This is a genomic window from Lentzea nigeriaca (genome assembly GCF_016907955.1).
In the GTDB taxonomy this organism is placed as follows: Bacteria; Actinomycetota; Actinomycetes; order Mycobacteriales; family Pseudonocardiaceae; genus Lentzea; species Lentzea nigeriaca.
In genome coordinates this window covers 265646-290760 of the sequence record NZ_JAFBCX010000003.1, presented here as the reverse complement: position 1 = coordinate 290760, position 25115 = coordinate 265646, and the positions used below count along the sequence as shown (strand labels likewise).

Below are 25115 nucleotides of genomic sequence, written 5' to 3'. Positions count from 1 at the left end.
AACATGACGACGGTGGCCGACGAGCCCCGCACGGCGACCGAGATCATCGCCCGTGCCAAGGCGCTCGCGCCGGTGCTGCGCGAACGGTCGGCGGAGATCGAGCAGGCAGGGCAGCTCCCGGCGGACGTCGTCGAGCTGCTGCGCGCCACCGGCGTGCACCGCATGTGCTTCCGCCGCGAGTGGGGCGGCCCCGAGCTCACGTCGATGGAGCAGACGCAGGTCGCCGAGGCGCTCGCGTACGGCGACGCGTCCGCCGCGTGGTGCGGCATCATCGGCGCGAACACCGGTCTGCTGGCGAACTTCCTGGAACCGGACGTCGTCCGCGAGGTCTACCCGCGGCTCGACATGGTCACCGCCGGCGTGCTCGCCCCTGCCGGGCGCGCCGACAAGGTGCCCGGCGGGTTCCTGCTGAGCGGCCGCTGGTCGTTCGGCAGCACCATCCACCACGCCGACTGGGTGATGTCCGGCGCGTTCGTCTTCTCCAACGGCGAGCCGTACGCGAGCCCGGACGGCAGCAACCCGCACGAGTCACGCCAGTTCCTCGTGCCGCAGAGCCAGGTCGAGATCCTCGACAACTGGGACACCACCGGTCTGCGCGGCAGCGGCAGCTCCGACTACACGATCACGGACGTGTTCGTGCCGGAGGCGCACACCCTGACGTTCGACAACCCGCGCTGCTCGCCGCACCCGCTCGCGCAGCCCGAGTCGTTCATGCGCAGCCTCTGCGGTGTTCCGCTCGGAGTAGCGCGTGCGGCGTTGGACTACGCCCGCGAGATCGTGCTGCAGCGCGTCGACCGGATGACCGGCACGGACTGGGCGGACATCTGGCGCGTCCAGGTCACGCTCGCCGAGTGCGAGGCCGACTTCAACGCCACCCGCAACGGCGTGTACTCGGCGATGACGCGGCAGTGGGAGGTCCTGTCGTCCGGCGGCACGCTCGACGACCTCACGATGAACGAACGCGCCGCGTCGCCGATCGCGTGGCTGCACGCGTTCCGCACGTCCCGCTCGATCGTGAACCGGCTGTTCGACCTGCTGCAGACGTGGTCGATCCACCGGTCCTCGCCGATGGACCGCTGGCTGCGCGACACCGCGACCATGTGCCAGAACCTCTCGGCGCAGGACGCGATCCTCGAGTCGGCTGGCGCGTACCTGCTCGGTCGCCGGCCCAAGTTCCGCATCTGCCTCGGCATCGTCAAGTAGGGGAGTTCAGGTGACCATGACGAGGGAACCCGCCGCCACCACGGCCGCGGAGCTCATCGAACGCGCCAGGGCGTTGGCGCCGATGCTGCGGGAACGGTCCGCGGAGATCGAGGAACTGCGCCACCTGCCACAGGACATTGTGGACACCTTGCGGGACAACGGTGTTTTCCGCATGTGCTTCGGAAAGCACTGGGGTGGCCTGGAACTGACCTCGATGGAACAGCTGGAGGTCGTCGAGGCACTGTCCTACGGGGACGCTTCGGTCGGCTGGTGCTCGATGATCGGGTCGAACACCGGCATCTACGCCGAGTTCATCGACCCGGTCGTGGCCAAGGAGATGTTCCCGAACCCCGACCAGATCGTCGCCGGTCTGCTGCAGCCGTCCGGCCGCGCCGAGAAGGTGCCCGGCGGCTACCGGCTCACCGGGCGGTGGCCGTTCGGCAGCGGCATCACCCACGCCGACTGGGTGATCTCCGGCGGGTTCGTCTACCAGGACGGCAAGAAGTACGCGAGCCCGGACGGCAGCAACCCGCACGAGTCGCGCCAGTTCCTCGTGCCGCGCGAGCAGGTCGAGGTGATCGACAACTGGGACACCACCGGTCTGCGCGGCAGCGGCAGCTGCGACTACACGATCACCGACGTGTTCGTGCCGGAGGAGCACTCGTTCAGCTTCGACGACGTCCGCGGCCGCCGCGGCCCGCTCGCCCAGCCGGACGCGTTCACCCGCACGATGTGCGGCGTCGCGCTCGGTGTCGCGCGGGCGGCGTTGGACTACGCCCGCGAGTGCGTGTTGCAGCGCGTCGACCGCATGACCGGCACGGACTGGGCGGACATCTGGCGTGTGCAGGTGACGCTGGCGGCATGTGAAGCCGACTTCAACGCCACGCGTGCCGGTGTCTACGGGGCACTGGAACGCCAGTGGGAAGTGCTGGCCGCCGGTGGAGTGCTCGACGACCTCGACCCGATCGACCGCGCCGCCTGCCCGCTGTCGTGGGTGCACGCGTTCCGCATGTCGCGCTCGATCGTGGGCCGCCTGTTCGACCTGCTGCAGACGTGGTCGATCCACAAGTCGTCGCCGATGGACCGCTGGCTGCGCGACACCGCCACGATCTGCCAGCACCTCGCCGCGCAGGACCGGATCCTCCAGTCCGCCGGCGCCTACCTCCTGAACGCCAAGCCCGAGTTCGGCATCGCCCTCGGCATCGTCTAGTCGCCTCGTTGGCTTCGGGCGTCTGCAAGTACCACCAACTCAACATCAACAGGCGCTTTTCTACTACCAACTCGCTCGTGTGGCGGCGAGCGACGCCACGCGGGTTCGACGTGTGACGAACAGGTTGGGTGTAGTTACAGGCGATTCGATCATGAGTTGGTGGTACTTGCAGACGCCCCGATCACTTGGCCAACGGTGCGCGGCACGCCATTAGCTGACCGATTAGCGGGGAAGATTCGATGAGCAGAGGCCTGGTAACACTCGTCAACCCGAACAAGGTGCACCCGCCGATCGCACCGTACGCGCTCGACGTGCTCACCACGTCGCTGGAGAACGCGGGGTTCGAGGTCGAGGTGGTGGACCTGACGTTCCACCGCGACGACTGGAAGACGTTCCTGACGGAGTACTTCACGACGCGCGAACCGATGCTGGTCGGCATCACGGTGCGCAACACCGACACCGTGTACGCGTTCGAGCAACGCCCTTTCGTGGGCGAGCACAAGGAGATCATCACCGAGATCATCCGCCTGACCGAGGCACCGATCGTCGCGGGAGGCATCGGCTTCTCCACGATGCCGTTCGCGCTCGTCGACTACTTCGGCGTCGACTACGGCGTGAAGGGGCCGGGTGAGGTGATCGTGGTCGACCTCGCCGACGCCATCGCCACCGGACGCGACACCTCCACTGTGGACGGTCTGATCCGCAACACCCCGGACGGGATCGTCCGCACCTCCACCGTCCTCACGCCCCGGCCGCTCGTCGGGCCGACCGTGGTCAAGACGTGGCAGGTCGACGGTGCCGGGACCTACATCAGAAGATCCGGCGACAAGTACAAAGTGGACAACGGTGAGTACTACCGGCGTGGTGGCCTCGCGGGCATCCTGACCAAGTCCGGCTGCGTCTACCGGTGCGCGCACTGCGTCGAACCCGACGCGAAGGGCGGTGCCGTCGCACGCCGTGACGTCGCCGCCGTCGTGGACGAGATGCAGTCGTTGGCGGCGCAGGGGATCTTCGACCAGCACACCACCGACAGCGAGTTCAACCTGTCGATCTCGCACGCCAAGAACGTGCTGCGCGAGATCGTGCGGCGCAAGCACGCGAGCGCCGCCAACCCGCTCAACGACCTGCGCCTGTGGGTCTACTGCCAGCCCTCGCCGTTCGACGAGGAGTTCGCCGACCTGCTCGCCGCGGCGGGGTGCCAGGGCGTGAACGTCGGCAGCGACCACATCCGGCCGGACGTGCTCGCGAACTGGAAGGTCACCGGCAAGGGCACGACGTACTACACCTTCGACGACACCGAGCGACTCGTGCGGCTGTGCCGTGAGCGTGGGATCAAGACCATGGTCGAAGCGCTGTTCGCGATGCCGGGCGAGACGTGGGAGACCATGCGCGACTGCGTCGACGCGTTCATGGCGCTGGACGCCACGGTCACCGCGTTCTCGCTGGGACTGCGGCTGTTCCCGCACCACCCGCTCGGCATCTCGATCGCCGAGCAGTGCGCCGGCGTCCGCACGGTGCCGGGTCTGCAGTCGAACACCGCGAGTGGGCCGATCATCCTGAAGCCGTTGGAGATGTGCGCCGGCCTCGTCGAGTACGAGAGGCAGTTCATGTTCGACGAGCGCGGCGAGTTCCGGCTCGTCTGCTACTTCTCGCCGGACCTGCTGGAGGACGAGGGCACGAACACCGACCCGAACGGCCGCTGGTCGCGCACGGTCGAGTACCTCTGGTCGCTCGTCGACCCGGCGGACCACCACCGCGTCATGCTGCCGACGCTCGCGGGCATGAGCGAGTCCGAGAACAACTACGCCGACAACCCGTTCCTCATCGGCCTGACCAGCCTCGGCTACAAGGGCGCGTTCTGGTCGCATTGGCGGGAACGCGAGGAGATCCTGCGCGAAGCCCAGCTGGCAGGGGTCGTCCAGTGACGTTCGACGGTCTCGCCGCCAGGGTCCGCGGCCGGGTGCTGCTGCCGGGCGACGACGGGTTCACGACGAGCAGCAAGCCGTTCAACGAACGCTATGCCGGCATCGTGCCCGCGGCGGTGCTGTCGGCGAAGTCCACAGAGGACGTTGTCACGGCGATCACGTGGGCACGGGAGAACGACGTCCCGCTCGTCGCGCGCGGCGGCGGCCACAGCTACGCCGGAACGTCCGTCAGCACCGGACTGGTCCTCGACCTGCGTGGGCTCGATCAGGTGCACGTCGACCCGGATACGGCGCTGGTCACGGTCGGCGGCGGAACGCGGATGCGGGCGCTGTACGAGGCGTTGCGGCCGCACGACATCACGTTCCCGCTGGGCAACTCCGACGAGGTCGCCATCGGTGGCCTCACCCTGGGCGGGGGAGTGGCGGCGGTGTCGCGGGCGTTCGGCCTGACCTGCGACTCGCTCGTCAGCACCGATGTCGTGCTCGCGGACGGGAGCGAGGTGACCTGTTCCGCTGCCGAGAACTCCGACCTGTTCTGGGCGTGCCGAGGTGGTGGCGGCGGCAACTTCGGCGTCAACACGTCGTTCACGTTCCAGGCGCGCCCGGTGGTGGACAGCGCGACCTGTCTGCTGCTGTGGGAGTGGGAGCAGGCGATCGACGTCGTGCTGCTGGCGCAGGAGATCCAGCGCACCGCACCGGACGCGTTGGCGTTGCGCATCGGCCTGACCAGCACCGGAATGGTGTCGCTGATCGGCTGGCACCTCGGGTCGGCAGACGAGCTGCGCGCGTTGCTCGCGCCGTTGACGGGTACCCGGCCGTTCCGCTGTGACATCGAGGATCGGACGTACTGGGAAGCGGTGGAGTACGTGCACCACGAGACGGCCGGTGGCGCGTTCGCGGGCCGGACGCGCACGACGTCCGTTCCCCTGCCAGAAGAAGGCGTGCGCACGCTCGTCGCGGCCGTCGGCAAGTGGCCCGGCAGCGGCAATCCCGACGGCGGAGGCGCGGCGCTGTTCGGCTGGGGTGGTGCGATCAACGCGCTGTCCCCGACGGAAACGGCGTTCCCGCACCGCGACGCGTTGTTCCTGGTGTCGCTGGACACGTCGTGGATGCCGTCGGACGGTCCGCAGGTGGTGTGCGACAACCTGGAGTGGCTGACGACGTTGCACGAGGACATCGGCGAACACACCGACAACGCGTCCTACCTGAACTTCACCGACCCGGACCTGCCGGACTGGCGGCAGGCCTACCACGGCCCGAACCTCGCCCGGCTGGCCGAGGTGAAACGCCGGTACGACCCGGATCGGTTCTTCGAGTTCTCCCAGGCGATCTGAGTCAGGCGCCGTCCACCGGGTTCGCCCGTGTCCAGTCGTCGACGTGGAAGGGCGACCCGCCGCTGACGGTCCGCGCGTGCGTGACCACCTCGGCCGGCAGCTCTCCGTCGGACAGGCCGAGCCGGGCGCGGTAGTCCGCCGCGAACGCCGCGGCCACGTCGTCGGCGGTCAGCGCGGGCGCGTAGTCGGCCAGGCCCGCGATGGAGCTGCGGCGCAGGTCGTAGCCGAGCGCGTCGGACACGTCCGCGATCACGGCACGCACCCGGTCCGAGACGACGACCTGCACCACCGCGCTGAACAGGGAACCGGTGGCGGTGACGCGTTGCGCCGAGCCCACGATCTTCGCCGTGCCTCCGACGTTGACGCTGTACTCGCCGGGGCAGTACTCCCCGTCCACCTCGCCGACGCGGGCGTCGACGTCGCCGAGCCCGCGCAGCACCCTGGCGTGGTTCTCCGCGTTGTCCGCGAACGTGGCGCTGCCCGCGTGCCGGATGCCGGTGGTGCGGTCGAGGTGGTCGATCACGACGGCGCCGCTGTCGTAGGCGACCATCCGTCCGCCCGGTGACCGGACCACGGTCTCGAAGCCGGCCGCACGCGCCACCTCGGTGGCGGCGGCGATGCCGGGCGAGCGCAGGTCCCGGCCGCTGAAGGCGACCATTGGCCCATGTGGCACGTACACGTGGACGAGCTCAGACCACGTCGCACTCGGTGCGCGCAGCAACAACGCCGGGATCACCAGCTCGGTGACGGCGGGCCCGGCACTTCCGGACACCAGCAGACGGTTCTTCACGCCCGTGATTCTCGATCACGACCCGTGTGCATGCCGCTCAGGACCTGCATGTGCCCGGCGCGGTCATGCCGGGGGATCGGTGATCGTGAGCGACAGGTCCGAATCGGTGACCGTGACGACGACGTGCTGCCCGCTGTGCAACTCACCCGCGAGCAGCGCGCGGGACAGCCGCCGGTCAAGCTCCTTGCCGATGGTGCGGCGCAACGGCCGGGCCCCGTACTCGGGGACGTAACCGCGGGACGCGAGCCAGTCGATCGCCTGCCCGTCCACCTCCAGCGTGATGTTCTGCTCGCGCAGCCGCTGGCGGGTGCGTTCGAGCAGCAACCCGGTGATCTGCCGCAGCTGCCCGGAGTCGAGGCCGCGGAACAGGATGATCTCGTCGAGGCGGTTGAGGAACTCCGGGCGGAAGTACCGGCGGACCGTGGCCATCAACGGCTCGCGCAGCTGCTCGACCGGAACCCCCGAACTCGCCGCGGCGAGCAGCTGGTCGGCGCCGATGTTGCTGGTCATGATGATCACGGCGTTGGCGAAGTCGGCGGTGCGTCCCTGCGCGTCGGTGAGCCGGCCCGCGTCGAGCACCTGCAGCAGCGTGTTGAAGACGTCGCTGTGCGCCTTCTCGATCTCGTCCAGCAGCAGCACCGAGTACGGGACGCGCCGGACCGCCCCGGTGAGCTGACCGGCGTCCTCGTAGCCGACGTACCCCGGCGGCGCGCCGATCAGCCGCGCGACGGTGTGCTGCTGCGAGAACTCGCTCATGTCGAACCGGATGAGCCGGTCCTGCGAGCCGAAGAGCACCTCGGCCAGCACCCGTGCGACCTCGGTCTTCCCCACCCCGGTCGGCCCGAGGAACAGGAACGAGCCGACGGGCTGATGCGGGTGCTTGAGGCCCGCCCGGCCCTGGCGGACCGCGTCGGCGACGGCCTCCACCGCCTCGTCCTGCCCGACGATCCGCTCGTGCAGGTGATCCTCCAGGTGCAGCAACCGATCCCGTTCGGCCTCGGTGAGCTGCGCGACCGGGATGCCCGTGCTGCGGGACACGACCTCGGCGACGTCGTTCGCGCCGACCTCGGGCGCGTTGGCCAGCGCGGCGCGGGCGGCCTCCAGTTCGGCGACGGCACGGCCGAGCTCGTCCTCCAGCGAGGACGCGTCCCCTTCTGCCGCAGCGATCTCCCGCTTCAGCCGCCACACCCGCTGCTCGAGCACCACCGGATCCGGCGGCATCGGGGACTTCTCCCGCAACCGGACCCGCGCGCCCGCGCGGTCCACCAGGTCGACGGCCTTGTCCGGCAGGAACCGGTCGGTGACGTAGCGGGCCGACAGCTCCACGGCCGACACGATCGCCTCGTCCGTGATCCGCACCCCGTGGTGCATCTCGTACCGGGCGCGCAGGCCGCGGAGGATGGCGACCGACTCCTCGGCCGACGGCTCGGTGACCACGATCGGCTGGAACCGCCGCTCCAGCGCCGCGTCCCTGGCGACGTGCCGCCGGTAGTCCTCGACCGTGGTGGCGCCGATGACCTGGAGCCTCCCGGTCGTGAGCACCGGTTTGAGCATGTTCGCGGCGTCCATCGGCGCGCCTTCGGCACTTCCGGCGCCCACCACCGTGTGCAGCTCGTCGATGAAGAGGATCACCATCCGGTTCGTCGCGGCCACCTCCGCGATGACGCCTTCCAGCCGTTCCTCGAACTCGCCCCGGTACTTGGCTCCGGCGACCATGCCCGCGAGGTCCAGCGAGATGAGCCGCCTGCCGTTCAACGTGGTGGGCACCTCGCCACTCGCGATCCTGGCCGCGATGCCTTCGACGATCGCGGTCTTGCCGACTCCCGGATCGCCGATCAGGACGGGGTTGTTCTTGGTGCGCCGCGACAACACCTCGAGCACCTCGTCGATCACGTCCTCCCTGCCGATCACGGGATCGAGCAGGCCATCCCGCGCCGCGGCGGTCAGGTCGCGGCCGAAGTGGTCGGTGCGCCGCGTGGCGGAAGGGGACCGTCCCAGTCCGCCGAACAGCTTGCCGACCAGGTCCTCCAGCGAGTTGGACCCGAAGCCGAACAGCCAGTCGTCGCCCACGCCTGTCACCTCCACCTCAATCCTGCGCCTCGTCGGCCAAGAGCACAGGTCAGAGGCATTGCGCAGAGGTATTGCACCGAGACGCAAAAGCTTCTTCCGGGGCTCTGGGCGATGTTGACTGCCGCCATGGGTTCGAGAAGCTTCAGCAAGATCGCGGCCGCTGCCGCGGTGGTGGTGTCGGCCACCGTCCTGAACGCGCCGTCCGCCGGTGCGGCCGCGCAGGAGTTCATCTACTCGGCGCAGGACTACGGCTACGCCGGGGCGACGTTCGACTGGACCGGGCGGAGCTCCGCGTCGAACATCGACCTGATCGTGTCCGACTGGGGCTGCGACGCCAAGCCGGTCTACGCCTACTTCCTGTTCTACAACGGGTCGTTGCATCCCGACACCACGCCGACGCGCCGGTACGACCACTCCGGCTGCGACAAGGAGGACTACACGACCTACAACGACCTGAAGTGGTCGATCAGCGGCGACACGATCACCTACATGGGAGTCGTGGTGTGCCGCGACGCGTTCAACGGTCCGTGCAAGGTGGGTGGCCTTTCCGGGCGCAACCCCTACGCGTGAGGATGTCGGCGCTGGCCGCGTCCACCGGCAGCCAGGCCTCCAGGTGCAGCTCGGCCAGCGTGACGTCGACGGCGGTGGCGAACGACGTCAGCGTCGTGAGCAGCTGCAGGGTGCCGTCGGGCGTGCTCAGCCGCAGCGGGACCGCGAAGCCGAGGTAGTCGTCGCCGGGCGGCGGCGCGTCCGGCACGTACCCGGACAGTTCGGTGATCAGCTCGCTGAGCTGCGGATCGGGATGGCGGGCAGCCCTGGCGCGCAGGCCCTCGATCACGTGCCTGCCCCAGACGTCGAGGTTCTGCACGCGGCCGGCCATGCCGTCCGGGTGCAGGGCCAGCCTCCAGACGTTCACGTCGCCGGTCAGCAGTTCCGGTGCGGCGCCCTCGGTGAGCACGTCGATCGCGTCGTTGGCGGCGACGATCTGGCCGCGCGGGCCCGCGACGAGTGCCGGGTACGGCATGTGCCCGGCGAGCACCTGCTGCAGCGCATCCCGCACGGGCCGCATCCGGGGGTCGTCGAGGTTCGTCTCGCTGAACGCGGGCGCGTAGCCGGCGGCGACCAGCAGCGCGTTGCGTTCGCGCAGCGACAGGTCCAGCGACTCGGCGAGGCGCAGCACGAGCGGGCGGCCGGGCAGTGAGCGGCCGGTCTCGACGAAGCTCATATGCCGTTGGGTGGTGCCCGCACGCGTGGCCAGCTCCAGCTGGCTGATGCGGCGGGCGTCGCGCCACCGGCGCAGCTCGCCGCCCAGGGCGTTCCCGATCGTCGGCACCCGGTCTTTCTAGCCGGTCACGGGCCATTCCTCGCAGGGAATTGTTCTCCTCCAGCGGAAATCACAAGATCAGCTCATGACGGAGAAGATGCGGAGCTGGCGGGCGGCCAGTGGTGCGGGGATCGACGGGTTGACGCTGCGCGAGGAACCGGTGCCGGTGCCGGGACCCGGCGAGGTGCTGGTGGCGGTGCGGGCGGTGTCGCTCGGCTTCCGCGAGCTCCTCGTGCTGCGCGGCACGTACGTGTTGCCGGTCAAGGAGGATCTGGTCCCGGTGTCGGACGGCGCCGGTGAGGTGGTGGCGGTGGGACCGGGCGTCGAACGGACGCGCGTCGGCGACCGGGTGACCGCCGGGCTCTTCCCCAGCTGGGTGGACGGTCCGTTCGGGCCGGAGCACCTGCCGCAGCTCGGCGGGTCGCTCGACGGGATGCTCGCGGAACTGGTGGTGCTGCCGGAATCCGCGCTGGTTGCGGTGCCGCGGCACCTGTCTTTCGCCGAGGCCGCGACGCTTCCGTGCGCCGGGGTGACGGCGTGGAACGCGTTGTCCGGCGTACGCGCGGGCGACACGGTCGTCACCTTGGGCACCGGCGGCGTATCGCTGTTCGCGGCGCAGTTCGCCGGACTGCTCGGCGCCGACGTGATCGCCACGACGAGCGGTGAGGACAAGGCACGGCGGCTGAAAGCGCTGGGAGCTCACGAGGTGCTGAACCACCGCGCAACGCCGGACTGGCCGGCTCAGGTGCGGGAGTCGACCGGTGGGCGCGGTGCGCACCGCGTCGTGGACGTGGTGGGCGACCTGCCGAAGTCCCTGCGGGCCGTGGCGGTGGCCGGGGAGGTGGCGCTCGTGGGGTTCGTCGCCGGTGACGTGCCGATGCTCGACCCGAGGGTGTTGTTCGGCTCCGGTGCGAGCGTGCGGTCGATCGCCGTCGGCAGTCAGGCCCAGTTCCTGGCGATGAACCGCGCGATCGAGGCCGGCGGTCTGCGCCCGGTCCTGGACCGGGAGTTCGAGTTCGAGGACGCCGCGAAGGCGTTCCGGTACTACGAGGACGAGCAGCCGTTCGGGAAGGTCGTCATCACGGTGAGCTGACCGGGTGCCGGTCTCCGGCACCCGGTCAACGGGGATTACTTCAGGCCCACCGTGACGTAGAGGATCTGGCCGTCCTCCAGCTTGGCGCCGATCCGGTAGGCGTACCCGGCCGACAGGCCCTTGGTCTGCCAGTTGTAGATGTACTGCTGTGCCGTGGCGTCCCAGCGGAACGCGCCGTCGGTCGTCGCCGAGTCGGTCGAGACCGTCTCGTTGACCGAGGAGGTCAGCAGACCACCGCGGACGGGCACGACCCACTGCGGCGCGGTCCGTGACTGCACCAGCGCGCCGGTGCCGTTACGCAGCTGGAACTTGACCGGCACCGTGCTGCCCGCCTTGAACACGCTCGTCGAGCCGCTGGCGTTGATCGGCTGCAGGAAGCCGCCGAACTCGTACAGCTGCACCTGGTACCGGCCGGTTCGCGTGCTGGTGTTGCCCGCCTTGTCCTTCGCGGTCGCGGTGAACGACCATGCGCCCGGATCCGCCAGTGCCGTCGTGACGACGACGCAACTGTCCACACCGGACACCGCGTCGGTGGCGGTGCACGCGGGAGCCGGAGCGGTGAAGCGGTACACCGCGCCGTCGGCCACGCTGACCGACTCGAAGACCGGAGCGGCGGTGTCGACGTTGATGCCGTCGACGGTCGCGCTCTGGCTGTTGCCCGCCCGGTCGGTGACCGTGCCGGTGACGGACTGGCCCGCACCGTTGGTGCTCACCACGACGTCGTCGGGGCAGGCGGTCGCCGGGATGCCGGATCCCGTGTCGGCACAGGTGAAGTGCACCTTCACCGGCGCGGTGAACCAGGGCTTGGCGCCACCGACGATCTCGGCGGTGATGGACGGCTTGGTCTTGTCGAGCTTGATCGTCACCGAGTCGGTGCCGACGTTGCCCGCCACGTCCTTCGCCGAGCCGATGACGACCTGGCCGCTGGTGTCGGTGCCGACCACGACGTCCGGCGTGACCGATGCCGCGTCCAGACCGGAACCGGCGTCGTCGTCCTTGGCCGTGAAGTGCACGGTGACGTCACTGTTGGTCCAGTCGTCGGCGTTCGGGGCGGGCGACGTGGTGTGGCTGACGGCCGGGGCGATGTTGTCCCACTTCAGCGACACACCGTTCGGGGTTTCGGCGTTGCCCGCCTTGTCCACCGCCCAGTACGTCACGGTGCCCGCGCCGCTGCCGTCGAGCGGGACCGCGACCGTCTTGCTCGCGCCCGCGGCGACCTGCTCCGCGCCGCCGTCGATCCGGTAGTGCAGCTCCTGCACGCCGGACAACGCGTCCGTCGCGGTGAGCACCACGTTCGCCGTGGAGCCGGTGCACCAGCCGTTCGTCCTGGTGCACTGGTTGTCGCTGGTGGTGCTCGGGGCGGTGCCGTCGATGTTGATGCCGCCGACGGTCTTGCCCTTGGTGGTGTTGCCAGCGACGTCGTTCGCGTCGCCGCTCGTGACGGACTGGCCGGCCCCGTCGGTCTTCAGCACCGTGCTGCCGGGGCAGAACGCGACACCGGAGCCGTCGCTTCCGTCGGCGAGCTTCGGGTCGGCGCAGGCGAAGTCGACGACGACCTCGTCGCGGTACCAGCCCGCGGCGTTCGGCGAGGTGATCGGGCCACCGCTGATCACGGGACCGGCGCGGTCGATCATCACTCCGGTCGCGGACGCGGGCGTGCTCTCGTTACCAGCCTTGTCCTTCACCGTCACGGTGTTGGACGCGAGGTTGCGGCCCTCACCGGTGATGACGCTGTCCGCGGGCACGGTCGTTTCGTCCACACCGGACAGGCCGTCGACCGCGGTCCAGTGCACGGTGACGTCCGCGTTGTGCCAGCCGGCCGTCGAGGACCGGGTGAGCACGGGTGCGGTCCGGTCGATGTTGATGTCACCGACCGTCGTGGACGCGCTCTTGCCGACGCCGTCGACAGCGGTGCCGCTGACGCTCTGGCCCGCGCCCTCCGCCGTGACCGTGGAGGGGTCGCTGCAGCTCGCGAGCCCGGACTCGCTGTCGGCACACGCGAAGGAGACAACGACGTCCGTGTTGTTCCAGCCGTGGCCGTTCGCCGGGGTGCGGCTGCCGATGATCGTCGGCGCGGCCGTGTCGACCCACAGCGCCAGCGCGTTGCCTTCCGCGCTCTCCTGGTTACCGACCTGGTCGACGCTCCAGAAGGTGATCACGTGCTTGCCGCTCGCGGTGAAGCCGAACGGACCGGTGTACAGCTGCGCCGCGTTGTCGTCGACGCGGTACTGCGTCTGGCCGACGCCGGAGAGGGCGTCCGCGGCGGACAGCGTCACCTCGACGCTGTCGGCGTACCAGCCGCTGTCGAACGGCTGCGCGACGCTCGCGGTCGTGTTCGGCGCCGCGCGGTCGATCTTGATACCGGACACCGTCGTCGTGGCGGTGTTGCCCGCCTTGTCGGTGCACGAGGCGGACGCGGACAGGTCCGTGCCCTCACCGGTGACCGTGCTCGGCGACGGTGAACCCGCCACACCGGAGCCGCCGTCGGTGCAGGTCCACGTGACGGTGACGTCCTCGCGGCTCCAGCCGGTCGTGCTCGGCGTTCCGGTGAGCGTCGGCGCGGTCTTGTCGACGTTGATGCCGGTGACACTCGCGGTCGCGCTGTTGCCCGCCGCGTCCGTCGCGGTGCCGGTCGCGGTCTGGTTCGCACCTTCGCCCAGCGTCTGGGTTCCGGTGCAGCTGTCCACACCCGACAGCGCGTCGCCGCACTCGTAGGACACGGTGACGTCCTGGCTGTACCAACCGTCCTGCGCGCTGCCGGTGACGGACGGCGTGATGGTCGGCTTGGTGGTGTCGATGCTCACCGTGGCGGGGTCGGACGCCGTGTTGCCCGCGTTGTCCTTCACGGTGCCGGTGACGGCCTGGTCCTTGCCCTCGGTGCCGACCGTCTGGTTCGGACCGCAGGTCGCCACGCCGGAACCACCGCTGTCGCCGCAGGTGAAGGTGACCGTGACGGCGCCGTTGTTCCAGCCGTTCGCGTTCGCGGCGGGAGACTGCGCGTGGGTGATCGTCGGCGGGGTCTTGTCGATGTTGACGGTGACGGTCTTCGCGGACTCCGTGTTGCCGGCGTTGTCCGTGCTCCAGTACTCGACCGCGTAGGTGCCCTGGGCGTTCAGCGTCAGCTGGGCGCCGGTTTGCGCCGCGCCACCGTTGACCTTGTAGTGCGTCTCGCGCACACCGGACAGCGCGTCGCTCGCGGAGAACGCGACCGTGACGTCGGTGTTGTTCCACGCCGTCTGCGGCGCGGTCGCGCTCGTGACCGGCGCCGTCCTGTCGATGTCGATGTTCGACACGCTCGCGGTGCCGATGTTGCCCGCGAAGTCCCTGCCGGAGCTGTTGGCGGTCTGGTCGGCGCCCTCGCCGTTCAGGAACGTCTCGGTTCCGCACGTCGCCACCTGGGACAACGAGTCCGCGCAGGTGAAGACGGCGGTGACCTTCTGGTTGGTCCACGTGCCAGGAACGTACGGGCTGCCGTCGGGCAGCTTCGCGCTCGCGGTGAGGGTCGGCGCCGTCTTGTCGATGTTGATGCCGCCGACGGTCGTGCTCTGCGCGTTGTCGGCGTTGTCGGTGGCCGTTCCGCCGGCCGACTGGTTCGCGCCCTCGTTCGTGAGCGTCGTGGCACCGGGGCAGCTCTTGATCAGCGACAACGCGTCGGAACAGGTGAACCCGACGGTGACGTTGGTGTTGTTCCAGCCGGAGGAGTTCGCGGCGGGCGAGCGGGTGCCGCTGATCGACGGCTTCACGGTGTCGCGCTTGACGACGACGGACGACTCGGGCCCGACGTTGCCGAGCGCGTCGGTACCGCGGCCGGTGACCGTCTGACCGGCGGTGTCAGCGGAGATCGTGGTCGGCGCGGTCGTCGTGCCGCCGCCGACGCCCGTGCCGTCGTTCGCCGACCAGGACACGGTGGCGTTGCCGTTGTTCCACCCGGCGGCGTTCGCGGCGGGGCTGAGCGACGACGTGACCGAGGGGCCGGTGTTGTCCAGCACGTACGAGGCGGTCACCGTGTCGGTCTTCGAGCTGCACGTGTTGTTGTTGGAGCTCTCGCCGATGAGCACGGTCAGGGTCTGCAGGCCGTCCGCGCCGTTCGGGGTCGTGAGCGGCTGCGTCCAGCTGGTGACGCCGTTGAGGGCCACCTTCGGGAATCCCGTCACGTGGATGCACTTCGCGGTGTTGGCGAAGTGTGCGACCAGGTTGATCTGCTTGCCGGACCTCGCGTAGAAGACCCCGTTCGACGTGACACCGTCGCCACTGAACGTAATCGCGGGGTTGCTGAACGACGTCGCGAACGCGGCGGGTGTGCTGAGAAGGATCGCGGAACCGGCGACCAGCGCCGTTAGCCCCCGACGAGACCTCTGTTTCATATTTTCACCGATTCCGGAACGGGTGCGGATACGGTCCTCGTTTCGGAACGCGGATACGCACCGTTACCCCCGGCCCGGGCAAACGGCGTAATTGAGGTCTTTGGTCCCGAATCGGCGGGGACCTCCGGGCGATCTCACCGTTCTGGGAAGCTGTTCGGTTCAGGCTGGAAGTTGATCAGGAAGGGGGACCGTGGCTGACTACGCGGAGGTTCCGGACGAGGTCCTGGAGCGACTGCGGGCAGTGTGCGCGGCGCTACCCGAGGTGGCCGAGGAGCGAGCCTGGCGCGGCATCCGCTGGCGGGTGGCCCAGCGGGCGTTCGCGCACGTGCTGGAGATCGAGGACGGCAGGCCGCCGTCCTACGCGGACGCGACCGGGATGGCGGACGGCAGCGTGCTGACGTTCCGGTCGGAAGGGCCGGAGCTGGCGGCGTTGAGCAACGCGCCGCACCCGTTCTTCAAGCCCCGGTGGTCGGCCAACGTCGTCGGGCTGGTGCTCGACGACGACACCGACTGGGGCGAGGTCGGAGAACTGCTCGTGGAGAGCTACCTGGTGACGGCTCCACGGCGGCTCAAGGCGTTGGTACCCGGCGGCGACGCCATGATCCGGACGCCGCCGAGGTGACGGACGGTATGTGTCGAACGCACCCCGAACCCCCGCGAAGGTCCGCGAGGCGTTGCGGACCTGAGTCACCGGCGGGGGCCGAAGGAGCGGTCGAGGACGTCGTGGGCGACGCTCGCACCGAGCCGATGGCCGTCCTTGGTGGCGAACCGGTAGTGCACACCCGCCCAGATCCTGGCCTGGTCCAGCTCGGCCGCGGCCACCGAGAGGCTGCGGTAGTGGCGGGTGGTGCCGGAGTCGGCGCTGTGGGCGCTGAAGGACAGGTCGTCGCGGCCGAAGAACGCGCGCAGGGCCGTCGTGGTCGCGGCGGTGAAGCAGGCGTGGCCGGACGGGTACTCCGGCGAGGGCGCGGTGGTCCGCAGCGGGGTCCACGCGGGGTCGCCGCCGGTGGCCGGGTTGCCGTCGGTGTCGGCGAGCGGGACCGCCGTCACCGGGCGCCAGAAGTGCCAGCGCTTCTTCTCCTGGTAGCAGGCGATGAGCGAGTCGGCGGCGGCCACGTCCACCATCGCGAACATCCGGGCGGTCTGCAGGGTGCCGAGCCGGTGGGTCGTGGCGAGCTGGCGTTTGATCTGCCATTCCACCAGCCGCGGGTCGTCCCACCAGATCGCCGCCTCGGTCTGGCCGGGCGTGCGCGTGGTGCTGGTGGCCGAGCCGAGAGACTTGGTCTCGGTGAAGTCGCGGGCCCACGCGGCCCTGGTCAGCGCGGGCGGCCCTGGGGCGCGGTAGGGGCCGGGCGCGACGACGAACGGCTTCAGCGTGGCGAACCAGGCGCCGGTCTGGAGAAAGCCCGGCGGAGTCGGCCGCCACTGGCCGGGGCCGGTGCCGACGGGCCAGGTGGCGTCGGAGAACGCGCCGTCGTTGCGCCGCGCCTCGATCATCGCCGTCGCCGTGGCCTGGCCGACGGCGATGCCGCCGCGTTCGGACGGGCCGTCGGGGATCGCGGCGAGCGACTCCTCGTACTTCGCGCGCAGGGCGTCGGCCTGGGCGGGGAAGAGCCACTCGAGCGTGCGGTAGGCCGCCGTGGCCACGGCCGCCGCGGTCGAGTCGCCCGGACGGCTGCGGGGAGCGACCAGGTACGGCTCGTACGGGGTGCCGGCGATCGCGTTGACCGCGTCGTACACCGCGCCCTGCACGATCGCGAAGCTGCGCGAGGTCGCGGTCGGCGACTGCCGGGCGACGTCGAAGATGGCGTTCTCGGCGTGGAGATTCCACGTGATGACGGCGTTCTGCCGGAGTGTGGCCTCTGCCTGCGCCGTCACCGGCACGGTCAGCGAAAGCGCGGTCAGCAGAGCGGCTCCGCACAGTCGGCGCAGTTTTCCGGGCTCACGAACACCGCGTGTCATGGAATCCCCCAGTAGCCGATCGGCAACGGCTTCCAGTGTCCTGCCGCCGTGCGGCACGGGCAACAAGCCTTGCCGGGTATGCACTTGCTCCGAACGCTGCACACCGGGAGCGATCCGGCCGGCCTCTCGAATCGTCCACTGTGGACGCCAGTGCGACGGCTGAGCACCGTGACCTGCTGGAAACACGGCCGTCATGGATTGTCGGATCTGGACAATCCAGCGGCGTGACTTCGACGAATTGTCGACTGTTCCTCGCGGCGGTGCCGCTCTCAGACTGTGCGAAACCAATTCTCACCGAGGGAAGGAGGGCCGATGTCGCAGGACCTGCAACCCTCGTTGCGGAAGCGGCACCTCAGCATGATCGCCATCGCCGGGGTCATCGGCGCCGGTCTGTTCGTCGGCAGTGGCGCCGCGATCGGCAAGGCGGGACCCGGTGTTCTGCTTTCCTATGCTGCCGCCGGGCTGCTCGTCGTGCTCGTGATGCGGATGCTGGGCGAGATGTCGGCGGCCAACCCGGACACCGGCAGCTTCTCCGCCTACGCCGAGCGCGCGATCGGCCCGTGGGCAGGGTTCGCGATCGGGTGGTTGTACTGGTGGTTCTGGGTCGTCGTGGTCGGCATCGAGGCCACCGCGGGAGCCGCGATCGTGCACCGCTGGGTCCCGGCCGTTCCACAGTGGACGTGGGCTCTCGTCCTCACGATCGCGCTGACGCTGACGAACCTGTACTCGGTGCGATCCTTCGGTGAGTTCGAGTTCTGGTTCGCCGGCATCAAGGTCGCGGCGATCACCGTGTTCCTCGTCGTCGGCGTGCTCGCGATCGGTGGCCTGCTGCCGGGCTTCTCCTCACCGGGCCTCGCGAACCTCACCGGCCACGGCGGCTTCTTCCCCCAGGGCACCGGCCCGATCTTCGCGGCGATGCTCGTCGTGGTCTTCTCCTTCTTCGGCGCCGAGATCGCCACCGTCGCGGCGGGCGAGTCGGCCAACCCCGTGCAGGCCGTGCGCGCCGCCGTGAAGTCGGTCGTGTGGCGCATCCTCGTCTTCTACATCGGCTCGATCGCCGTCGTCGTCACGCTGCTGCCGTGGGACGACGCCAACGTCGCCAAGAGCCCGTACGTCGCGGTGCTCGACACCCTCGGCCTGCCCGCGGCCGCGGCGGTCATGGACGTCGTGGTGCTCACGTCGGTGCTCTCGTGCCTCAACTCGGGCCTGTTCACCGCCTCCCGGATGGTCTTCTCACTCGCCAGGCGCGGTGAGGCCCCTGCGGCGTTCGGCCGGGTCTCGCGGCGAGGAGTGCCGACGGCCGCGGTGCTGGCCTCCACCGTCGTCGGGTTCATCACGGTGGCGCTGAACTACCTCTCGCCGGACACGGTGTTCCTCTTCCTGGTCAACTCCTCCGGCGCGGTGGCGGTGTTCGTGTGGCTGGCCATCGCGGTGTCCCAGCTGCGGATGCGGCGCCAACTGGAACAGCGGACGCCCGAGCAGCTCACGCTGCGGATGTGGGGCTACCCGTACCTGACGTGGGCGACGATCGTCGGCATGGTGGCCCTGCTCGCGGGCATGCTGTTCGACGCCGACGCCCGGTCCCAGCTGCTGTTGAGCCTGCTCGTCGCGGCGGTCGTGGTGGTGGTCGGCGTGGTGCGCGGCCGTCGGCACGCACCGGAGGCCGTGGCGGTGCCGGAAACGACGTGACGAGGAGCTTCACCTCGCGTGGGTGAGCAGCCCTTCGCACGTCCGCACCAGCACGCGGCAGGCGTCGGCGGACTTCCGGGCCAGCATCGGGTTCTCCGCTTGCGCCTGCCAGCGTCGCAGTGCCGCGAACGCGGTGTGCCGCACCTCGGCGGCCACCGCGTCCGGGGCCAGGCCGAGGCGTGCCGCCGGTGCGATGCCGGAGTCGCCCAGCAGGCGCTCCGCCTCCGCCACCATCGGCAGCGGCAGGGACACGACGCCGGACCGCAACGCCGACAGCAGCCGCAGTTCCGCGAACTCGTGGGTGCCGGCGAGGATCCGTTCCACCTCGCCGGCCAGCCGCCCTCCGCCGGAGGTGCGCACGACCCGGTCCAGCGCCAGTAGCGCGGACCTGGCCTTCAGCAGGTCGCGGCGCTCGCTGAACTGCGTCTGCAGCACCCGCTGCAGCTCCCGCAGCCCGCTGCGCGCCACCAGTTCGTCGGCCAGCGCCGCCTGCGACCGGATGCCCTGGCGGATCAGCGTCACCGACAACCGGATCCCGAACACCCCGAACCGGCGCAGCAGAGCGGCCCGCTCCTGCGACCCCGACGTGAACCGGTCCGCCGAGAGCAGCGACGACTCCAGCGACTCCCGTGGCTCGGCCGCGAGTGCCGACAGGGCCACGAACTCGGCCTGCGTCAGGGTTCGTCCGGCCATGGCGACCAGCCCCGCGACGGCGACCACGTTGTGCGCCAGGCCGTGCAGTTCGGGCGCGGAGCGGTAGCGGGCCGCGATGGCACGGGCGGAGATCATCGCGTCGACCCGGCCACCGGCGATCTCGTCGGCGCGGGAGATCACCGCGACGGTGTTGATGGCGGCCGCGCGGGCGACTCCCTGGTCGCGGAAGGACTCCAGGAAGGCCGCGTCGGCCGAGTGCAGGTGCTTCATCAGGTACACCACGGCGTCGGCCTCGGTCGGCGTCTCGTCGTCCGGTGTCAGGAACCGCACCGCCTTGGCCGAGTTCTCCGCCGACAGCGAGGCGATGCCGGGTGTGTCGATCAACGTGGTGTGCCGCAGGCTCTGCGACGGCCAGTCCACGACCAGCCGGGACACGGCGGCACCGCCGAGGTCGATCGACAGCGCCCCGTCCCGCCGCACCACGGGCAGCGACACCGGGTTGCCGGTCACCGGGTGCAGCACGATGCGCGGCGAGCGCCCGTCCTGGTACCAGGTGACGACCCGCGTGCACTCACCGGCGTCCGTGGGAGCCAGCGAGTCGCCGACCAGGGCGTTCAGCAGGGTGGACTTGCCCGCCTTGACCCGGCCGGCGATCGCGACGCGCAGCGGTGACTCCAGCCGGTCCAGCTGGCCGCGCAGGAAGTGGGCGGCACGCGGCTGGTCGCGGTAGGCGTCGACCGCGAGGGACAACACGCGGCGGACCTCGTCGATGATCACGCCGTCACCTCCGCACGGACCTTCTCCAGCGCCGCCAGTTCCGCGGCGATCTCCTTCAGCCGCGCCGAACGATCCGCCGACGAGGCCTTCACGGACTTCTGGGCCGACTGGATCGATTCCTGCAGCGAGCGCTTGAGCTGGTCGGCCAGCGCGGTGAAGTGGTCGCGCAGGTCGCGTTGCAGCACCCGGAGCATGTCGCGGGACTCCTTGCCCGCGTGGAACGTCACGTCGTCGATGTAGCGGCGCAGCGCGGCTTTCGCGTCGTTCTGGCGGCGCTGTACGATGCGTTTCCGCTCGTCGCCGATGGTCTTGCCGCCCAGCAGCACCGCGGCGCCGATCGAGATCGGGTTGATCAGCGACAGGCCGATCGCGGAGCCGAGCAGCCCGAACATGAGCAGACCCGAGTAGCCGCCGCGCAGGCCGTTCAGCAACCGGCCGCCGACACCGAACTTCTCGTCGGACCGGACCTCCAGCGCACGCACCGCGCGCAACGGGTCGCCGGACGACGTCTGCAGCGACGGCAGCGTCTGCTCCCGGTCCGAGTCGAAGTGCTCGGCCACGCGCCGGGCCAGCCAGCGGGCCCGCTGGGTCGCCCACACCGAGTTCGCCGAGACGGCCGACGCGGCGGTGTCCTGGACCCAGGTCGTGAACTGGTCCCAGATCTTCGTCGGATCACCGTCCATGATGGACTCCTCCGCCTCGCGGACGATCTCCCGCATCCGGTCGCGCAGGTCGTAGTCCACGTCGGCGTTGAGGTCCGCGACGCCGTCGGACAGGGTCTGCTGCCAGCGCGCGGACCGTTCCTTCAGGCCCGCCGCGCGCTGCTCGGCCGCGGAGAGCTGGTCGATCAACGCCTGGGCGGACGCCGGATCCGACTGGGCCGACTCCTCCGCGCGCAGCGACGAGGTGATCTGGTCGATGACGGCGTGCACGTCATGGGCGGTGGAGCGGCGGGCGAGCGCCTCGGCCTCGCCCAGCACCTTCTTGCGGATGTAGGTGACCAGCGGCGGGTAGCCCGACTCGCGGTTCACGTCCTGGTCGCCCGTCTGCAGTGCGTGCCAGCGCAGCGTCGACGACACCGTGAAGAACGACGGCTCGAGCCCGACACCTTCCAGGTGGGCCTTGTTCTGCGCCGCGACGAAGCGCCAGTCCGGGTAGAGATCGGTCTTGGTGATCACACACGCCACGTTCGGGCACACGGCCACGGCGTTGCGCAGGAACTCCAGTTCCGGCGCCGTGTACTCCTGGGACGCGTCGGACACCAGGAGCACCGCGTCGGCGGTCGGCAGCGCGGACATCGTGGCCGCGCCGTGGACGGAGCCGAGCCCGCCGACACCGGGGGTGTCGACGAGCTCCAGCCCCTCGCCGAGGATCGGGCGGGGAATACCCACCTCGACGTGGTCCAGCCGTTCCCTGTTACCGGGGTTCCCCGATTCCGACGCGTACACCGGCAGCTGGTCCACCGGCACCTCGACGCGCGAGTCACCGCGCACCAGGGTGACGACGGGCTGCTCGGCGTACCGGACGACGGTCGGGACCGACGTCGCGATGTCGTCGAACACCGGGCACACCGGCGCCCCGAGCAGGCCGTTGACCAGCATGCTCTTGCCCTGCTTGAACTCACCGACGACCAGCAGCCGCACGCGGTCGTCCCGCAGTCGTGCCCTCGCCTGGCGCAGCCGCGCTTCCAGGTCAGGCCGTTCGTAGCGCGCGATGGCGGCGAGCGCGCGGTCGACGGCCTCGATCGGTGTGGTCGTCATGGTGGGTTCACGCAATCACTGGGTCGGGTTCGGCATCGTGTTCGACGTGTTCGAGGGCAGGCTCCGGCTCGACGTCCACCGGCAGGGGCTCGGGCTCGGGTTCGGGGAGCACGACCGGGTCGTCCAGCACGATCTCCGGGTCGTCGTCCTCCACGGGGTCCGGCTCCGGCGGCACGTCGTCCTCGACGCCGGCATGCTCGTTGAAGGAGTCCTTCACCTGCACGACGTTCGTGTCGTTGTCCTGGATGGCGACGGAGTTGACCTCGGTGTCGTCGTCGGAGTTGAACGAGTCGTCGATGATCGTGACGTCCCGGTCGTCGATGCTGATGTTCTGCTCGATGTTCGTCACCGGCTTCTCCACCACGTACTCGTGCGTGGTGTGGTGGATCTCCCGGACAGGATCGTCGTCGTGGGAGGACGATCTCTCCGCACCACGGCTGCGCACCGCGCCGGAGTCGGCCATGATCAGCCGCGCGTCCCGGACGTCCTGTCCGGTGACGCCGTTCAGGCCCGCCTTCTTCAACTCGGAGTCGGGGTTCTCGTCGAACGCCTTCTTCGCGTCGTCGTCCCTCAGCAGGTTCATCAGGAAGTCGATCAGGGTGGACAGCATGTCCGGCTCCTCACGTGGAACGGACCGGCCCCAGGTGGCCCTGGGGCCGGTCCGGGGATCAGAAGGCGGGCAGGTCCAGGTCCTCGACGATGTTGTCGATCTCGTTCTCGACGTCGATGTCGAAGTCGTTCGACTGGTCCGAGACGGCGGTCAGGTCGGCGTCCTGGTCCGAGGTCTGGTCGACGTCCTGGTCCAGGTCCTGGTCGGCGTCCACGTCCACGTCGGACTGCGCCGCGCCGCCGTTGCCACCGGACGCGTCCGCGTCGCCGCCGTCACCGGTCACGCCGCCGTTGCCACCGAAGCCGATGCCGCTGCCACCCGACGTGGAGCCGAAGTTGACGTTGACGAGGCCGTCCTGGTCGATGTCGCCGCCGGCGCCGCCGACCCCGAGGCCGTTGCCCCCGTCGGCGCTGCCGCTGTCGCCACCGACGGCCGTCCCGCCGTCGCCCCCGCCGCCACCCTCGGTGTTCGTGACCGTGGTCGTGTCCTGGTCCTGGTCGGCGTCCTGGTTCGCGGACTGCGGGTTGACCTGAGCCGTCTGCAGCTGCTGCTCGGCGGCGTTGGTGGTGTCCAGGTCGAGGTCGGCGGTCAGGTCGGCGAGGAACGTGTTGAGGTCGATGGGGTTGCTCATGTCCTGCTCCTTGGTGTTGGTCGCCGGCGGCGGTTCCGACCGGCTGACAACAACGAAGCTAGGTCCCGGCGAGGCCTCTGCCATCGGGATCGAACCCTGTTCGTCTCCGCCACGAACACAGGGATCGAGGGAGGGGAGGAGTGGCCATTGAGGGATTGCCCCCTGTTTTGTCAAGAGTGGTGAACCGGACCAACTGAGACACACGTGTAGGTACGTCCGCTGCGAAGTGCCATAGGAGAGTCCGATGTCGTACCAGGTTGGACTGGATCTGGGATCGACCTTCACCACCGTGTCGACCTGTAGACCAGATCAGGCCGCGAGGCTTGAAGTGCTTGTGCCGTCTGTGGTTTTCCAGAGTCCTGACGGGACGTTCCTCGTGGGACCCGACGCGGAACGCCGCGCGCTGACCGATCCCGGCCGGGTCGCGCGGGAGTTCAAGAACCGCATCGGCGATCCCACTCCGTTGCGGATCGGTGACGCCGCGTTGACGGCGGAAGCGGTGACGGCCCGTTTTCTGGTGCGGGTGCTCGCTTCCCTGCCGGGGGGACAGCCCGCGCGGGTGGCGGTGACTCACCCTGCGGGATGGGGTCACTACCGGCTGGAGTCGTTGCGGGCCGCCCTGTCCGCGAGCGGTCTGGCCGACGCGCTGTTCGTGCCGGAACCGCAGGCCGTAGTCCGCGCGCACGACGCGCTCGCCCGCCTGGAAGATGGTGCGGCCGTCGCCGTTTATGACCTTGGTGGCAAGACTTTCGACGCCGCCGTGGTGCGCAAGCTGTCCGCCGACCGGTTCGTGATGGCCGGGCCGCCGGAGGAGCTGGAAGTCGGTGGCCTCGACTTCGACGAGGTCGTGTTCCAGCACGTCGTCGAGGCGTTGCAGCCGGGGTGGGACGCGCTGGACGCCATGGATCCCGCTGTGCTGACGGCGGTGGTCGAGCTGCGGCGTGCCTGTACCGCCGCCAAGGAGAAGCTGTCCGCCGACACCGAGGTGCTGATCCCCGTTGCTCTACCGGGGATCGCGACGCGGGAGGTCCGGCTGGGACGGACCGAGTTCGAGTCGATGATCCGGCCGGTGGTCGAGGAGACCGTGGCCGCGCTGGACCGCGCGCTGCGTGCCGCGGGAACGTCGCCGCACGAGCTCGCCGCCGTGCTGCTGGTCGGTGGTTCGGCACGGATTCCGTTGGTGACGCAGGAGGTTTCCGCGCAGCTCGGACGGGCCGTGTCGCCCGCGCCGAACGGGATGGCCGCGATCGGTGCCGCGCTCCACGCACGCGGTCTCGAACCGGAACCCGCCGCGGTCGCCACCGCGATGTGGACCCGGCCGCCGCTTCCCGAAGCGCCGAAGTCGTTGCGGCGCAAGCGGGTGAGGCTGACACCGTTCGTGACGGCCGGTGTGCTCGCCGTGGCCGTCGCAGGTGCGTTGCTCGCGAACAACGCGCTGGCCAACAAGGCCGGTGCGAAGACGACGAGCATCACCCCGACGGCACCGACCACGACGACACAGACGACAGGGCAACCCACCGTCGTCGAGTACGTGCCCACCCAGCCGCCGGCTCCGGCGCCTCCGCCGCGGCAGAACACCACACAGCCGCCGAAATCCAAGCCCACCACCACGACCACGCGTCCTTCGACGACGGTCACCACGACGAAGTCCACTCCGCCGCCGCCGAGCTCGACGACCACCACCACGAGCGGCACGACGAAAGCCGGTGCCCCGTGACA

At 69.9% G+C, this 25115-nt stretch carries 18 protein-coding genes; 9 read left to right on the top strand and 9 right to left on the bottom strand.

Going from position 1 to position 25115, the window contains the following annotated elements; all coding sequences use genetic code 11:
• The first annotated feature begins 3 nt into the window (after positions 1-3).
• From JOD27_RS12255 to JOD27_RS12240, 4 genes are all read left to right on the top strand, one after another.
• Positions 4-1203 (top strand): acyl-CoA dehydrogenase family protein, encoded by a 1200-nt coding sequence (locus JOD27_RS12255; RefSeq protein WP_204762300.1) that lies wholly within the window; start codon positions 4-6, stop codon positions 1201-1203.
• Between the two features lie 16 nt (positions 1204-1219).
• Complete coding sequence (locus JOD27_RS12250) at positions 1220-2413, top strand: acyl-CoA dehydrogenase family protein (RefSeq protein WP_204762299.1); 1194 nt, start codon at positions 1220-1222, stop codon at positions 2411-2413.
• Positions 2414-2652: 239 nt separating this feature from the next.
• Positions 2653-4338 carry a tryptophan 2-C-methyltransferase gene (tsrT, locus tag JOD27_RS12245; RefSeq protein ID WP_204762298.1) on the top strand — a complete coding sequence of 562 codons (1686 nt, stop codon included), beginning with the start codon at positions 2653-2655 and terminating at the stop codon, positions 4336-4338.
• Positions 4335-5672 (top strand): FAD-binding oxidoreductase, encoded by a 1338-nt coding sequence (locus tag JOD27_RS12240; protein WP_204762297.1) that lies wholly within the window; start codon positions 4335-4337, stop codon positions 5670-5672. The genes tsrT and JOD27_RS12240 overlap by 4 nt, the downstream gene beginning before the upstream one ends.
• A 1-nt stretch (position 5673) precedes the next feature.
• Here the strand turns inward: JOD27_RS12240 and JOD27_RS12235 are convergent, their stop codons facing one another.
• Together JOD27_RS12235 and JOD27_RS12230 are read right to left on the bottom strand one after the other, a co-directional pair.
• Positions 5674-6462 (bottom strand): lipoyl protein ligase domain-containing protein, encoded by a 789-nt coding sequence (locus JOD27_RS12235; protein WP_204762296.1) that lies wholly within the window; start codon positions 6460-6462, stop codon positions 5674-5676.
• A 63-nt stretch (positions 6463-6525) separates the two neighbouring features.
• Positions 6526-8532, bottom strand: coding sequence for an ATP-dependent Clp protease ATP-binding subunit (locus JOD27_RS12230; protein ID WP_307830096.1), 2007 nt, complete (start codon positions 8530-8532; stop codon positions 6526-6528).
• A gap of 126 nt (positions 8533-8658) precedes the next feature.
• Here JOD27_RS12230 and JOD27_RS44840 point away from each other — a divergent pair, with 126 nt between their 5' ends.
• On the top strand, positions 8659-9102 hold the full coding sequence (locus JOD27_RS44840) for a hypothetical protein (protein WP_239566958.1): 444 nt from the start codon (positions 8659-8661) through the stop codon (positions 9100-9102).
• Here the strand turns inward: JOD27_RS44840 and JOD27_RS12220 are convergent.
• Positions 9050-9856, bottom strand: a complete 807-nt coding sequence (locus JOD27_RS12220) for an MmyB family transcriptional regulator (RefSeq protein ID WP_372441692.1) — start codon at positions 9854-9856, stop codon at positions 9050-9052. The genes JOD27_RS44840 and JOD27_RS12220 overlap by 53 nt on opposite strands.
• Before the next feature lie 85 nt (positions 9857-9941).
• Between JOD27_RS12220 and JOD27_RS12215 the strand changes: the two genes are divergently transcribed.
• Positions 9942-10949, top strand: a complete 1008-nt coding sequence (locus JOD27_RS12215; RefSeq protein WP_239566957.1) for a zinc-dependent alcohol dehydrogenase family protein — start codon at positions 9942-9944, stop codon at positions 10947-10949.
• Positions 10950-10984: 35 nt separating this feature from the next.
• Here the strand turns inward: JOD27_RS12215 and JOD27_RS12210 are convergent, their stop codons facing one another.
• Positions 10985-15313: an OmpL47-type beta-barrel domain-containing protein gene (locus JOD27_RS12210; RefSeq protein WP_204762293.1), complete on the bottom strand. Its 4329-nt coding sequence runs from the start codon at positions 15311-15313 to the stop codon at positions 10985-10987.
• A gap of 190 nt (positions 15314-15503) precedes the next feature.
• On the opposite strand from JOD27_RS12210, the gene JOD27_RS12205 reads away from it, so the two are divergent.
• A complete protein-coding gene (locus tag JOD27_RS12205) occupies positions 15504-15935 on the top strand; it encodes an MmcQ/YjbR family DNA-binding protein (protein ID WP_204762292.1) in 432 nt (143 codons plus the stop codon).
• A gap of 65 nt (positions 15936-16000) precedes the next feature.
• Here the strand turns inward: JOD27_RS12205 and JOD27_RS12200 are convergent, their stop codons facing one another.
• Entirely contained in the window at positions 16001-17275 is a 1275-nt protein-coding gene (locus JOD27_RS12200; protein ID WP_204762291.1) for a vanadium-dependent haloperoxidase, read from the bottom strand.
• A gap of 312 nt (positions 17276-17587) precedes the next feature.
• On the opposite strand from JOD27_RS12200, the gene JOD27_RS12195 reads away from it, so the two are divergent.
• A complete protein-coding gene (locus tag JOD27_RS12195) occupies positions 17588-18964 on the top strand; it encodes an amino acid permease (RefSeq protein ID WP_204762290.1) in 1377 nt (458 codons plus the stop codon).
• Between the two features lie 9 nt (positions 18965-18973).
• Here JOD27_RS12195 and JOD27_RS12190 read toward each other — a convergent pair whose 3' ends face one another.
• Genes JOD27_RS12190 through JOD27_RS12175 form a run of 4 tightly spaced genes read right to left on the bottom strand, consistent with a single transcriptional unit; the run spans position 18974 to position 23396 of the window.
• Positions 18974-20395 carry a dynamin family protein gene (locus JOD27_RS12190; protein WP_204762289.1) on the bottom strand — a complete coding sequence of 474 codons (1422 nt, stop codon included), beginning with the start codon at positions 20393-20395 and terminating at the stop codon, positions 18974-18976.
• Entirely contained in the window at positions 20392-22155 is a 1764-nt protein-coding gene (locus tag JOD27_RS12185) for a dynamin family protein (RefSeq protein WP_204762288.1), read from the bottom strand. Before JOD27_RS12185 ends, JOD27_RS12190 begins: the two co-directional genes overlap by 4 nt.
• Positions 22156-22162: 7 nt before the next feature.
• Entirely contained in the window at positions 22163-22765 is a 603-nt protein-coding gene (locus JOD27_RS12180) for an IniB N-terminal domain-containing protein (RefSeq protein ID WP_204762287.1), read from the bottom strand.
• A gap of 58 nt (positions 22766-22823) precedes the next feature.
• The gene (locus tag JOD27_RS12175; RefSeq protein WP_204762286.1) at positions 22824-23396 is read right to left on the bottom strand and encodes a hypothetical protein; all 573 of its coding nucleotides are present in this window, start codon (positions 23394-23396) and stop codon (positions 22824-22826) included.
• A gap of 376 nt (positions 23397-23772) precedes the next feature.
• Between JOD27_RS12175 and JOD27_RS12170 the strand changes: the two genes are divergently transcribed.
• Positions 23773-25113: an Hsp70 family protein gene (locus JOD27_RS12170; protein ID WP_204762285.1), complete on the top strand. Its 1341-nt coding sequence runs from the start codon at positions 23773-23775 to the stop codon at positions 25111-25113.
• Positions 25114-25115 lie beyond the last annotated feature (2 nt).